The sequence below is a fragment of the Actinopolymorpha cephalotaxi genome, assembly GCF_013408535.1.
GTDB classification, from domain to species: Bacteria; Actinomycetota; Actinomycetes; order Propionibacteriales; family Actinopolymorphaceae; genus Actinopolymorpha; species Actinopolymorpha cephalotaxi.
This window is the reverse complement of sequence record NZ_JACBZA010000001.1, coordinates 1557682-1569825: the sequence shown is the minus strand read 5'-3', so window position 1 is coordinate 1569825 and position 12144 is coordinate 1557682. Positions and strand designations below refer to the sequence as shown.

Here is a 12144-nt window from a genome sequence, read left to right as displayed (position 1 = left end):
CGGCACGACCTGCGACCGCCCGGACGGTCGGGCCGTCCGGGCCGGTCGTTCAGCTCAGTCGGCGGGGTGCAGGCTCATCGGGCCGTAGACCTCGCGCCCGGCTTCGAGCAGCGTCACCCGGTCGACACCGCTTCCGGCGAGTTCGCGCCAGGTTTCACCGATCCAGCTCTCCGCGTCGCTCTGCGACGGGAACTCGCTGCGGGCGAGCTCGCCGGCGTCCACGGGGTTGCCCTCGGAATCTTCGAGTCGCCACGTCCAGGTCATGAAAGCCGAGCTTAGAGGTTTCCCGGGGCCTGTCGTGGTCGGCTCGGTCGGGCACGGCCGGTGCCGGTCGCGCGGCCGGGCCGGTCGGCCCGACACCAGGCCCGGCCCAGGCCCGGCACCCGACTCGACACAGACCTGGCATAGGCGCCTCGCACCGGAACGTCTCGCCGGGTTCGGGACATCTTTGACTTCCCGGGGCGGCCGTGAGAGCGTCCGTCCTGCACGACGTCGTCGGGCGGGACCCACCCGGGTTTCCGCACGCAGGGAAAGCCGGTCCGAATCCGGCGCTGACCCGCAACCGTAGGCCGCGTGCCCGCAGGTCCGCACGACCTGGCCCGACCCGCCGTCGAGCCGAGATCGTACGAACTCACCGGGTGCCCGCGGCGAGCCGGAGCACCTGCCGACGACGACCGGCTCCACGACTCCCGTCGAGGTCTGCGGGCGGAGCGCGGGTCACGCACCCGAGCCCTGCCCTCGGCTACCGGCGTTCCACGCCGCACGTAGCCGGGGGCGTTCTCATGTGTGGTCCCGGTTCCCTTGGCCGTGACCGCACCATGAGAAAGAGGGACCCGAATGAGGCTCGCCCCGTCGAAGGCCCGGCGTTCTGCCGCGGCCATCGTCCTGACCACCCTGGCGACCGTGCTGGCCGCCGGCCTGCTCGCCACGACCCTCGGCGCCGGGGTCGCGCAGGCGTCCGCGTACCGCTACTGGGGCTTCTTCCAGTGGACCGACCACGCCTGGAAGATGGCCTCGGTCGGCCCCGGCTCGGTCACCCCGAAGGACGGCGCCGTCGACGGCTGGCGGTTCGCGGTGTCGGGTGAGAAGTCGCCGCCCCGGCTGCCGCGGGCGGCCGCCGACTTCGCCGAGCTCTGCGGTGACACCAAGGCCCAGGCCGGAAAGAAGCGGGTCGGCGTCGTCCTCGACTACGGCCTGGCCGACGAGGCGCCCGGCGGGCAGTCCCCCGCGAAGCCCCGGGGCGCGTGCGCGCTCGTGGACGCCAAGGCGAACTCCGCGCAGGTGCTCGCCGCCGTCGCCGACGTCCGCGACCAGAAGAGCATGATCTGCGGGATCGACGGCTTCCCCTCCAGTGGCTGCGGCGACCCGGTGAAGAAGGAGCCGGCGGTCGCCTCGCCGGAGCCGACCGTCGCGCTGGCGTTGCCCGCGGTTCACGCCGAGGCCAAGGCGGGCGGAAAGAAGGCCGGCGCCGGTGAACCCCGCGAAGGCGCCGGCGATCGGGCCGTCGACGCGGGCTCCGGCGGGCTGCCGGTCCTCCCGGTGGTGGCGGTCCTCGTCGTCCTGCTGGGCGGCGGGCTGCTGTTCCTGCGCAGCCAGCGGAACGCCGACCAGGGCGCCTGAGCCGATGCGCGCCGTCCACCGTCCCTCGCTGCCGCGCACCCTCCACCCGGGTGCGTGGTGGCTGTGGGCGCTCGGCCTGGCGACGGCGGCCAGCCGCACCACGAACCCGCTCCTGCTGGTGCTGGTGCTCGCCGTCGCCGGCTACGTGGTGGCGGCTCGTCGTACGTCCGCGCCGTGGGCACGGTCCTATGGCGCGTTCCTGCGGCTCGGGCTGGTGGTGATCGCGATCCGGGTGGTCTTCCAGTCGCTGTTCGGCGCGGCGGTGACCGGGCGGACCGTGCTCCTCACGTTGCCCCAGGTGCCGCTGCCCGGCTGGCTGGAGGGGATCCGAATCGGCGGTGCGGTGACCGCCGAGGCGCTGGCGTCCGCGGCGTACGACGGGCTCCGGCTGGCCGCCGTCCTCGCCTGCATCGGCGCCGCGAACGCGCTGGCCAACCCCAAGCGGCTGCTGGCCGCGATGCCGGGTGCGCTGTACGAGCTCGGCGTGGCCGTGGTGGTCGCGATGACGTTCGCGCCCCAGCTGGTCGGGGACGCCGCGCGGGCCCGGGCGGCACGCAGGCTGCGCGGCCGGGCCGACCGGGGCCTGCGTTCGCTGCGCGCCACCGCCGTTCCTTTGCTGGAGGGTGCGCTGGAACGCTCGCTGGCGCTGGCCGCGGCGATGGACTCGCGAGGGTACGGCCGGGTGGGTCAGGTGCCGCGGGCCACCCGGACGGTGACCGCGGTCCTCGTCCTCGGCGGCCTGGTCGGTCTGTGCGCGGGCGCCTACGGCCTGCTCGCCGCCGACGGCGGGCCGTTGTTCGGCGTGCCGATGCTGGTGGCCGGCGGCGCGGCCGCGGTGGCCGGCCTGGCGCTGGCCGGGCGGCGGGCCGTGCGCACGAGGTACCGCCCCGACCCGTGGGCGCTGCCGGAGTGGCTGGTCGCGGCCAGCGGCGTGGCCGTCGCCGCGGCGTTCACCTGGGCCGCGTCCACCGGCGTACCCGACGTCGTCGTGTCCGCCTCTCCCCTGACTTTGCCCGGCCTGCCGGTGCTGCCCACGATCGGTGCCCTGCTGGGCCTGCTGCCCGCCTGGTGCTCACCGCCGCCGCTGCCAGTGACCGGTTCATCGGGATCGGCAGGCTCGTCCGACCCGTCCTCGGAGGTGCTCGCGTGATCAGGTTCGAGTCGGTGACCGTGCGCTATCCCGGCGCCGCGTCGCCGGTCCTGCAGGACGTCACGTTCGAGGTCGCCGAGGGCGAGCTGTGCCTGGTCGTCGGGCAGACCGGCGCCGGCAAGAGCACGCTGCTGCGGGCGGTCAACGGGCTGGTGCCGCACTTCACCGGCGGGACGATGGCCGGCCGCGTCCTCGTCGACGGCCGGGACACCCGCACCCACCGGCCACGTGACCTCGCCGACGTGGTGGGTGTGGTCGGGCAGGATCCCCTCGCCGGGTTCGTCACCGACACGGTGGAAGACGAACTGGCGTACGGCATGGAGTCGCTGGGGCTGCCGCCGGACGTGATGCGTACCCGCGTGGAGGAGACCCTCGACCTGCTCGGCCTGGCCGGCGTACGCGGGCGGCCGATCGCCTCGCTGTCCGGCGGGCAGCAGCAGCGGGTCGCGATCGGCGCGGTCCTCACCACCCATCCCCGGATCCTGGTGCTGGACGAGCCGACGTCGGCGCTGGACCCGCAGGCCGCCGAGGAGGTGCTCGCCGCCCTCCAGCGGCTGGTGCACGACCTCGGGGTGACGGTGCTGCTGGCCGAGCACCGGCTCGAGCGCGTGGTGCAGTACGCCGACCGGGTGGTGCTGGTCCGCGGGACCGGCGACGCGCTGGAGGTCGGCCCACCCGCGCAGATGATGGCCCGTTCCTCGGTCGCGCCGCCGGTGGTCGCGCTCGGCCGGCTCGCCGGGTGGGACCCGCTCCCCCTCAGCGTCCGGGACGCCCGGCGGATGGCCGGTCCACTGCGCGAACGTCTCGCGCCGATGCGCCCGCCGGTGCGGACCGGCGTACCCCGAAAGCCTGTCTCGAACGGCCGGCGCTCGGTTGACACGGTGGACACGGTGGACACGACCGACCCGGTGAGGACGGTGGCGACGGTGCACGAGCTGACCGTCCGGTACGGCGGCCGCCGATCCGCGCAGCCGCCGGCGGTGCGCGACCTCACCCTCGACGTCGCGGCCGGCGAGGTGGTCGCGCTGATGGGCCGCAACGGCGCGGGCAAGTCCACGTTGCTCGGCTCACTGGTGGGGCTGGTGCGTCCGGTGGCGGGCACGGTCCGGGTCGGCCGGGCGGACCCGGTGGGCACGGTGGACCCGGCCACCGCCAAGCCGCGCGCGATCGCCCGGGCGGTCGGGCTGGTGCCGCAGGATCCGGGCAGCCTGCTGTACGCGGAAACGGTGGCGCAGGAGTGCGGCCAGGCCGATCGGGACTTCGACGCACCGGCCGGGAGCTGTGCCCGGCTGCTGGAGCGGCTGGCGCCCGGCGTACCCCCGAACCGTCATCCCCGCGACCTGTCCGAGGGGCAGCGGCTGTGCCTGGCGCTGGCCGTCGTGCTCACCGGGCAGCCACCGCTGCTGCTCCTGGACGAGCCCACCCGCGGCCTGGACTACACCGCCAAGGCGCGGTTGACGCGGATCGTCCGGGACCTCGCCGACGCCGGGCACGGCGTGGTGTTCGCCACTCACGACGTCGAACTCGTCGCGGAGGTGGCCACCCGGGTCGTCGTGCTCGCCGACGGGGAGGTGGTCGCCGACGGGCCGGTGGGTTCGGTGGTGTCGGCGTCGCCGACGTTCGCCCCGCAGGTGGCGAAGATCCTGCGGCCTCAGCCCTGGCTCACTGTCACCGACGTGGCGGCCGCGCTGGAACCCGCGTCGTGACCGAACGGTCCGGGCGGTCCGAGGTCGTCCGGCTGCGGCCCAGGTCGGTCGCGGCCCTCGCCGCGGCAGGCCTGGCCGGCGTGCTGGGGTTCGGCTGGCCGTTCCTGACCGGAGCCGGTGACGCGGCTGGCGGCGCCGGCCCGAACGCGCCGTACCTCTTCCTCGTCCTGCTTCCCCTCGTCATCGCGGTCGTGCTGGCCGAGCTGACCGAGGGCGGCATGGATGCCAAGGCGGTCGCCATGCTGGGCGTGCTGGCCGCGGCCGGGACCGCGCTGCGGGCACTCAGTCCGGGCACCGGAGGGTTCGAACCGACGCTCTTCCTGGTGATCCTGGCCGCCCGGGTGTTCGGCGCGGGGTTCGGGTTCGCGCTGGGTTCGGTGATGATCCTGGCCAGCGGGCTCGCCACCGGCGGCGTGGGGCCGTGGCTGCCGTTCCAGATGGTCGGCCTGGCCTGGGTCGGGCTGGCTGCCGGTCTCCTGCCGCACGCTTCCGGCCGGGCCGAGCGGATGCTGCTCGCGGGGTACGCGGGCGTGGCGGGCTTCGCGTACGGCGCGCTGCTGAACCTGTCGTTCTGGCCCTTCTCGACCTCGCTGCCGGCCGGGATGAGCTACGCCGCGGGCGAGCCGGTGCTCACCAACCTCCGCCACTACGCGGCGTTCTACGTCACCACGTCGTTCGGGTGGGACTTCGTACGCGGTGTGGTGAACGCCGTCCTGATCCTGCTCGCCGGCCGGGTGGTGCTCGGCACGCTGCGCCGGGCGGCCAGGCGGGCGGCGTTCGAGGCACCGGTGGACTTCGCGGCGCCGGTGGACTCTGCGGCGCCGGTGGACTCTGCGGCGCCGGTGGACCTCGCAGCGCCGCCGGCTCAGCGGACGGAACGCCCCGAGGCCACCCGCTGGGCGAGGCCGTAGCCGACCGCCTCCTCGGCGGTGAGGAACCGGCCCGCGCGCAGGTCGGCGGCGACCGACTCGGCCTGCCGCCCGGTCGCCTCCGCCAGCAGGTCCACCAGGTCGTCGCGCTGCCGGAGGTACTCCTGGGCGTAGGTGTCCACCTCGGAGGCGGTGCCGCTGCGCTCGGACGCCTTCGGCTCGGCCAGCAGGAACCGCGCGTGTGGGTAGGCGACCCGCACCGGCGCCGCCGCGAACGCCCCGACCGCCGGGCCGTTCACCTCACCGACCGCGACCGCGGTGAGCTCGGCGCGCAGGACCCGCACCGTGTCGGCCAGGCTGAGCGCGGCGGCCAGCGTGCCGTCCGGGCAGGACAGGTGCAGCTGGATCGGGTCGGGCGCCAGCGCCTCCAGGGTCAGCAGCTGGGCAGCCGTACGGGTCGCGTGCTCCTCGTCGAGGAAGCCCCGGGCCAGCACGACCCGGCGCTGGAACAACTGCTCGGCGACGTAGGAGTCGAAGGTCGTCGCCCGGTCGTCGGTCATGACGGCTCCTCCGGGTTGTCGGTCAGGGGCTGCCGGTCAGCGGTTGCCGATCAGCGGTCAGCGGTACAGGTCAGGCGTCACGTGTCACCGCCGAGCCGGACGTCGAGCCGGTGACCGACGGCGGCGGCGTAACGCTCCAGGGTGGACAGGCGTACGTCGGCCTCACCGGCCTCCAGCCGGGCGACCGCCGACTGGGACGTACCCATCCGGGCGGCCACCTGAGTCTGCGACAGCCCGGACCGGCGGCGCAGGTCGACCAGCGACTCGGCCAGGGCCCGCCGCCGCAGCGCCATCTCCCGGAAACCGGGCATCACCGGCAGGTCGTCGTCCCCGGCAGCGGAGTCCGAGGAGTCCGCGGAGGCCCGGGAGGGCTCGTTCGCCATACCGGAAACGCTATCTCGAAAACGCGATAACCGCGACTGTCCCGGGGGGCACCCAGGGACACGGGTCGTCCCCGAAACCTCGACCGGAAGGCCCGCGTTGATCACAGGTGATCCCGCATGATCACGGGGGCGGACCCCGGGAAGGACAGGAGGCCGACGTGCGCCAGGCAGGCGGAGACGACGACCTGAACAGCAGGCGGCGATGGCGGGTCGTGGCCGGGATGGTGGTGGTCTTCGTGCTGGTGTCCGCCGGGCTGGTGGCCGCGACCCGACCGGCGATCGCGGCGACGCTGTGCCCGCGGTGCTACGGGCTCTTTGGACTGGGCGGTGACATCTACACCGACCGACGCGACACGGCGTACCGGCGAATTGTCGATGAGGCGGAAAGCGACATCGCCGCGTTCTACGGCGACCTGAAGACGCGTCCGCGAGTGCTGATCTGTAGCACTGCGGCGTGCTACCGGCGGATCGGTGGTGGCAGTGAGAGGGGAAAGGCGTTCGGTACCTCGGCCCTGATGCTCGCACCCGCCGGTGCAAACCGCACCATCGCCACCCACGAGCTGTCCCACGTGGAGTTCCACGAACGGCTGGGCAGGACGCGCGCAGATGTGCCGCACTGGTTCGACGAAGGACTGGCCGTGCTGGTCTCGGGCGACTCCCGCTACCTGAAGCCCTCGTCCGAAGCGGACCGATGCCGCCTGCCCTATCGGAAGGCCCTGCCGATCGTCACGGAGAAGTGGGCCGCCGCGGTCAAGGGCGGCACGGACCAGCCGTACCGGCAGGCCGCCTGTGTGGTGAGCCGCTGGGCAAGCTCCCACGGCGGCCGGACCGGCGTACTTGAGCTGATCGCCACGCTCCGCGCCGGTGGCACGTTCGGCGAGGCTGTGGACGTATCGGGCTGAGCGCGGCCGCCGGATGCGGCCGATGCCGGCGAACTCAGGACGTGGGCGAGGCCTCTACGAAGGGCGGGCGGCGGACCGTGAACGCCTCCCGCCGGCCGCGTACGTCGACCGCGACCTCCGAGCCCTCGCTCACCCCGGCGTCCAGCAGCGCCAGCCCGACCCCCACCCGCCGGGTCGGGGAGAACGTCCCGCTGGTCACCACGCCCACCGGCGAACCGTCGGCGTCGACCACGGACATGCCCGGCCGGGGAATCCCCCGCCCGGCCGCCTCCAGTCCGAGCAGCCGCCGGCTGGGCCCGGCGGCGCGCTCCGCCGACAGCACCGACCGGCCCCAGAACGCCGGCTTCTTCCAGCCGACGGCCCAGCCGAGGCGGGCCTGCACCGGGGTGATGTCGAGGGAGATGTCCTGCCCGTGCAGGGGGTAGCCCATCTCGGTGCGCAGCGTGTCGCGGGCGCCGAGTCCGCAGGCCGCGATGTCGTACGCCTGCCCGGCGGCGAGGATCGCGTCCCACAGGGCCGTCCCCGCGTGCGCCGGCGCCACCAGTTCGTACCCGCGTTCGCCGGTGTAGCCGGTACGGCAGACGGTGACCGGCGCCCCCTGCCAGTCGGCCTGGACGAAGGACATGTACCCGTGCCCGGTCGGCAGCCCGGCGGCGGCGAGGACGTCGTCGCTGCGCGGTCCCTGGACGGCGAGCACCACGAACTCCTCGTGCAGGTCGACGACCTCCACCCCGTCCGGCGCCTGGGCGGCCAGCCGGCGGACGACCTCGGCGCAGTTGGCGGCGTTCGGCACGAGGAACACCTCGTCCGGTCCGCGCAGGTAGGCGATCAGGTCGTCCACGACACCGCCGGTCGCGTCGTCGCAGCACAGGGTGTACTGCGCCTTGCCCGGCTCGATCCTGGCCAGGGAGTTGCTCAGGGTGGAGTCGACGTAGTCCGCCGCGCCCGGTCCGCTGACCCTCGCCTTGCCGAGATGGCTCACGTCGAAGACGCCGGCGCCGGACCGCACCGCCGCGTGCTCGCGCAGCACGCCTCCTCCGGCGTACTCCAGCGGCATCTCCCAGCCGCCGAACTCCGCGAACTTCGCGCCCAGGGCCTGGTGCCGGTCGTGCAGCGGCGAACGTTTCATGACCGCGAACCTACCGAACCGGATCCCTGGGGGACCCACGGCGTAGCATCCGCCGGACAGGCGTTTCGAAGTTCTCACATCCGTTCCCCCGCACGATATCCGCGACGAATCGGCAACGAGGAGAGATCAAGCGTGAGTGTGAAAAGTCCGAGCATCTCCGTCCGCAAGGCGTCCGCCCCCTCGGTGAAGGTGGACGCGCTGGTCGTCGGCGTGTCGCCCGGTGACCGGGAAGTGACGCTCGACTCCGGAGCGCGCGAACTCGACAAGGCGTTCGGCGGCCGGCTCGCCGCGACCCTCACCGCGCTCGGCGCGAAGGGCAAGGCGGAGGAGGTGACGCTGCTCCCCTCCCCCGACGGCGTGGACGCCGCCGTGGTCGCGGCGGTCGGGCTGGGCGGTGACGAGCCCGCGGCCGAGGCGCTGCGCCGGGCCGCCGGCGCCGTCGTACGCCGGCTGGCCGGCAAGGCGGAGACCGTGGCCTTCGCGGTGGGCGACGGCGCGGCCGAGAGTGTCGGCGCGCTCGCCGAGGGCGCACTGCTCGGGTCGTACGCCTTCGACCGTTACCGCACCAACGCCGACAAGCGGCCGGCGCCGATCTCCGCGGTCACCGTGCTGACCGGCAAGGTACGCGACAAGGCTGTCAAGGCCGCGTTGACGCGAGCCGAGGCAGTGGCGGCGGCGGTCAACCTCACCCGCGACTGGGTCAACACCGCACCCTCCGACCTCTACCCCGAGGTGTTCGCCGACGAGGCGAAGGCGGCCGGCAAGCGGGCCGGGCTCACCGTCGAGGTGCTCGACCGCAAGGCGATGGAGGCCAAGGGGTACGGCGGAACCCTCGGCGTCGGCCAGGGCTCCGAACGCGACCCGCGGGTCGTCCGGCTGAGCTACAAGCCGGCCCGCGCCAAGAAGCACCTGGTCTTCGTCGGCAAGGGAATCACCTTCGACACCGGCGGCATCTCCCTCAAGCCCAACGAGGGCATGCTCACCATGAAGAGCGACATGGCCGGTGCGGCGGCGGTGCTCGCGGCGGTCACCGCGATCGCCGACCTGCAGCTCCCGGTCGCGGTGACGGCCTGGGCACCGATGGCGGAGAACATGCCGTCCGGGTCCGCCCAGCGGCCCTCCGACGTGCTGACCATCTACGGCGGCAAGACGGTGGAGGTGCTCAACACCGACGCCGAGGGCCGGCTCGTCCTGGCCGACGCGATCGCCCGGGCCAGCGAGGACAAGCCCGACGTCATCGTCGACGTGGCCACCCTCACCGGCGCCTGCGTGGTCGCGCTCGGCGGCCGGACGTTCGGGATCATGGGCAACGACGAGGACTTCAACTCGTTCGTACGCCAGACCGCCGGCCGGGCCGGTGAGGAGGGCTGGCCGCTGCCCATCCCCGAGGGCACCAGGGAGAGCCTGGACTCCAAGGTCGCCGACCTCGCCAACGTCTCCCGCGGCCGGCTGGGGGGTGCCCTGGTGGCCGCGAGCTTCCTGAACGAGTTCGTCGGCGAGGGGATCCGGTGGGCGCACCTGGACATCGCCGGTCCGTCGTACAACGACAGCGCCGCGTGGGGCTACACCCCCGTCGGCGGGACGGGCAGCGGCGTGCGCACGCTGGTCGGCCTGGCCGAGGCCGCCGCCGTGGGCGAGCTGTAGCCCGGCCGAGCCGGAGCACACCCGGCCCGAACGCCCGAGGCACGAACCGCTCTCGGTGGGGTGGGTCAGCCCACCTCGCCGGGAGCGGTCGGCCCCAGGGACTTCGCCTGCTTCTCGGCGGCCGCGCGCCGGGTGTTCCAGGCGCGCATGCGCTGGGGGTAGCCGACCACCTGCGCGTCGTAGCTGGGGATGCCGAGCCGGTTGGCGAACTCGTGCGCCCTCGCGGCGTCGGGCACCCGGCGCCGGGTCCACTCCCCGTCGTCGGCGACCAGCAGCAGGGTGGTCTCCGTCACGGTCGTCCGCGGCTCGACGAAGCCCTCCACCCCGCGGCGGGTGCGGGCGAACTCCGTCAGGTGGGCGACGTCCTCGCTCGCACCGGATCCCCGGCCGCGGGCAGGCGCCGAGTCGGCGCGCCGCCGGAACCATCGCGGCATCGCGACCTCCTTCGCAGCCGAGCTGACTTGTCGATCGAACGCACGAAGTGTGCCGCAGGTTCCGGGCGTCCGGAAGGCCCGGACTCCACCCTGGCGACGAGCGACCTCTACCCGGTCACAGACACCCCCAAGCCCGTACGAATCCGCACGATTCGCCGGTCCGGCTACCACGCCGACGCGGCCGGGACGGACCCTTTGGGCACTTGGGCGCCGAGGGTGGAAAGATGACGGTGGCGTGACGACCCCGTGCCGGTTCCCGCCGGCCCGGGGCCGTCGACACCGTCGACACCCAGTCAGTACGCAGTCAGTACGCAGTCAGTTCAGTCAGGTTCGATCAACGGCACGGAGGAACCCGTGGCGGACAACGACGCCGGCACCTCGTTCGACCTTGTGATCCTTGGCGGAGGCAGCGGCGGGTACGCGTGCGCACTGCGCGCGGCCGAGCTCGGCCTGCGGGTCGCGCTGGTGGAGAAGGACAAGCTCGGCGGCACCTGCCTGCACCGCGGCTGCATCCCCACCAAGGCGCTGCTGCACGCCGCCGAGATCGCCGACAACGCCCGCGACGGCGCCGACTTCGGCATCCGCTCGACGTTCGAGGGCGTCGACATGGCGGGGGTCAACAAATACAAGGACGGCGTCGTCAACCGCGCGTTCCGCGGCGTCGGCGGACTCCTCAAGGCCCGTGGCGTCACGGTCGTCGAGGGCGCGGGCCGGCTGGTCGCGCCGAACGCCGTCCAGGTCAACGGCACGAGGTACGAAGCACCGAACATCCTGCTGTCCACCGGGTCCTACTCCCGCACCCTGCCCGGCCTCGACGTCGACGGCGAGCGCGTCCTCACCAGTGAGCACGCCCTGCAGCTCACCGACGTTCCGTCCTCGGTCATCGTGCTCGGCGGCGGCGTGATCGGGGTCGAGTTCGCCAGCGTCTGGCGTTCCTTCGGCGCCGACGTGACGATCATCGAGGCACTCCCCCGGCTACTGGCCGCCGAGGACGAGGCCTGTTCCAAGGCCGTCGAACGCGGCTTCCGCAAGCGCGGCATCACCTACAAGACCAACACGCCCTACAAGAGCGTCGAACACACCGACCAGGGTGTACGCCTGACCGTCGAGTCCGGTGAGACCTACGACGCCGAGCTACTCCTCGTCGCCGTGGGCCGCGGCCCGTCCACCGCCGACCTCGGCTACGAGGACGTGGGTGTGGAGCTGGACCGCGGGTTCGTCCGCGTCGACGAGCGGCTGCGCACCAGCGTTCCGGGCGTACGCGCGGCCGGCGACATCGTGTTCGGCCTGCAGTTGGCCCACCGCGGCTTCCAGCAGGGCATCTTCGTCGCCGAGGACATCGCGGGGCTCGACCCGCCGGTGATCGACGAGACCGGCATCCCACGGGTGACCTACTGTGACCCCGAGGTGGCGTCGATGGGCCTCACCGAGGCCGCGGCCAAGGAGAAGCACGGGGCGGACGGGATCGAGACGTTCACCTACGACCTGGCCGGCAACCCCAAGAGCCAGATCCTGAAGACGCAGGGCTTCGTGAAGGTGGTCCGGGCCAAGAACGGCCCGGTCGTCGGCATCCACATGGTGGGTGCCCGGGTCGGCGAACTCGTCGGCGAGGCCCAACTGATCTACAACTGGGAGGCGTTCCCCGAGGAGGTCGCCCAGCTGGTCCACATGCACCCGACCCAGAGCGAAGCGATCGGCGAGGCTCACCTGGCCCTCGCCGGAAAGCCGCTGCACGTGCACGGCTGAG

12 protein-coding genes are annotated in these 12144 nt (G+C 73.4%); 7 read left to right on the top strand and 5 right to left on the bottom strand.

Annotated features, from left to right (window positions below; translation table 11 throughout):
- Positions 1 to 54 precede the first annotated feature (54 nt).
- Positions 55 to 264, bottom strand: coding sequence for a hypothetical protein (locus FHR37_RS07065; protein WP_092882915.1), 210 nt, complete (start codon positions 262 to 264; stop codon positions 55 to 57).
- A gap of 573 nt (positions 265 to 837) precedes the next feature.
- Between FHR37_RS07065 and FHR37_RS07060 the strand changes: the two genes are divergently transcribed.
- The 4 genes from FHR37_RS07060 to FHR37_RS07045 are packed head-to-tail and all read left to right on the top strand — an operon-like array spanning position 838 to position 5387.
- Positions 838 to 1620 (top strand): SCO2322 family protein, encoded by a 783-nt coding sequence (locus FHR37_RS07060; protein ID WP_092882916.1) that lies wholly within the window; start codon positions 838 to 840, stop codon positions 1618 to 1620.
- A 4-nt stretch (positions 1621 to 1624) separates the two neighbouring features.
- Entirely contained in the window at positions 1625 to 2770 is a 1146-nt protein-coding gene (locus tag FHR37_RS07055; protein WP_139238900.1) for a CbiQ family ECF transporter T component, read from the top strand.
- Positions 2767 to 4476 (top strand): ABC transporter ATP-binding protein, encoded by a 1710-nt coding sequence (locus FHR37_RS07050; protein ID WP_092883205.1) that lies wholly within the window; start codon positions 2767 to 2769, stop codon positions 4474 to 4476. The genes FHR37_RS07055 and FHR37_RS07050 overlap by 4 nt, the downstream gene beginning before the upstream one ends.
- Entirely contained in the window at positions 4473 to 5387 is a 915-nt protein-coding gene (locus FHR37_RS07045; protein WP_092882917.1) for an ECF transporter S component, read from the top strand. The genes FHR37_RS07050 and FHR37_RS07045 overlap by 4 nt, the downstream gene beginning before the upstream one ends.
- Here the strand turns inward: FHR37_RS07045 and FHR37_RS07040 are convergent.
- Positions 5342 to 5905 carry an ATP-dependent Clp protease proteolytic subunit gene (locus tag FHR37_RS07040; RefSeq protein WP_092882918.1) on the bottom strand — a complete coding sequence of 188 codons (564 nt, stop codon included), beginning with the start codon at positions 5903 to 5905 and terminating at the stop codon, positions 5342 to 5344. The two genes, FHR37_RS07045 and FHR37_RS07040, sit on opposite strands and share 46 nt — an antisense overlap.
- A 77-nt stretch (positions 5906 to 5982) precedes the next feature.
- Positions 5983 to 6288 carry a helix-turn-helix domain-containing protein gene (locus FHR37_RS07035; RefSeq protein ID WP_202818025.1) on the bottom strand — a complete coding sequence of 102 codons (306 nt, stop codon included), beginning with the start codon at positions 6286 to 6288 and terminating at the stop codon, positions 5983 to 5985.
- A gap of 227 nt (positions 6289 to 6515) precedes the next feature.
- Between FHR37_RS07035 and FHR37_RS07030 the strand changes: the two genes are divergently transcribed.
- Positions 6516 to 7190, top strand: coding sequence for a hypothetical protein (locus FHR37_RS07030; protein WP_139238901.1), 675 nt, complete (start codon positions 6516 to 6518; stop codon positions 7188 to 7190).
- Positions 7191 to 7224: 34 nt separating this feature from the next.
- Here the strand turns inward: FHR37_RS07030 and gcvT are convergent, their stop codons facing one another.
- A complete protein-coding gene (gcvT, locus tag FHR37_RS07025; RefSeq protein ID WP_092882920.1) occupies positions 7225 to 8319 on the bottom strand; it encodes a glycine cleavage system aminomethyltransferase GcvT in 1095 nt (364 codons plus the stop codon).
- A 132-nt stretch (positions 8320 to 8451) separates the two neighbouring features.
- Here gcvT and FHR37_RS07020 point away from each other — a divergent pair, with 132 nt between their 5' ends.
- On the top strand, positions 8452 to 9963 hold the full coding sequence (locus tag FHR37_RS07020) for a leucyl aminopeptidase (RefSeq protein ID WP_092882921.1): 1512 nt from the start codon (positions 8452 to 8454) through the stop codon (positions 9961 to 9963).
- Between the two features lie 65 nt (positions 9964 to 10028).
- Here FHR37_RS07020 and FHR37_RS07015 read toward each other — a convergent pair whose 3' ends face one another.
- Complete coding sequence (locus tag FHR37_RS07015; protein WP_092882922.1) at positions 10029 to 10397, bottom strand: hypothetical protein; 369 nt, start codon at positions 10395 to 10397, stop codon at positions 10029 to 10031.
- A 354-nt stretch (positions 10398 to 10751) separates the two neighbouring features.
- Here FHR37_RS07015 and lpdA point away from each other — a divergent pair, with 354 nt between their 5' ends.
- Positions 10752 to 12143 carry a dihydrolipoyl dehydrogenase gene (lpdA, locus tag FHR37_RS07010; RefSeq protein ID WP_092882923.1) on the top strand — a complete coding sequence of 464 codons (1392 nt, stop codon included), beginning with the start codon at positions 10752 to 10754 and terminating at the stop codon, positions 12141 to 12143.
- Position 12144: the final 1 nt, after the last annotated feature.

Bases quoted from the DNA above. Each gene is read 5' to 3' on its own strand.
- FHR37_RS07065 (WP_092882915.1), bottom strand. From the start codon at position 264: ATGACCTGGACGTGGCGACTCGAAGATTCCGAGGGCAACCCCGTGGAC.
- FHR37_RS07060 (WP_092882916.1), top strand. From the start codon at position 838: ATGAGGCTCGCCCCGTCGAAGGCCCGGCGTTCTGCCGCGGCCATCGTC.
- FHR37_RS07055 (WP_139238900.1), top strand. From the start codon at position 1,625: ATGCGCGCCGTCCACCGTCCCTCGCTGCCGCGCACCCTCCACCCGGGT.
- FHR37_RS07040 (WP_092882918.1), bottom strand. From the start codon at position 5,905: ATGACCGACGACCGGGCGACGACCTTCGACTCCTACGTCGCCGAGCAG.
- FHR37_RS07035 (WP_202818025.1), bottom strand. From the start codon at position 6,288: ATGGCGAACGAGCCCTCCCGGGCCTCCGCGGACTCCTCGGACTCCGCT.
- gcvT (WP_092882920.1), bottom strand. From the start codon at position 8,319: ATGAAACGTTCGCCGCTGCACGACCGGCACCAGGCCCTGGGCGCGAAG.
- FHR37_RS07015 (WP_092882922.1), bottom strand. From the start codon at position 10,397: ATGCCGCGATGGTTCCGGCGGCGCGCCGACTCGGCGCCTGCCCGCGGC.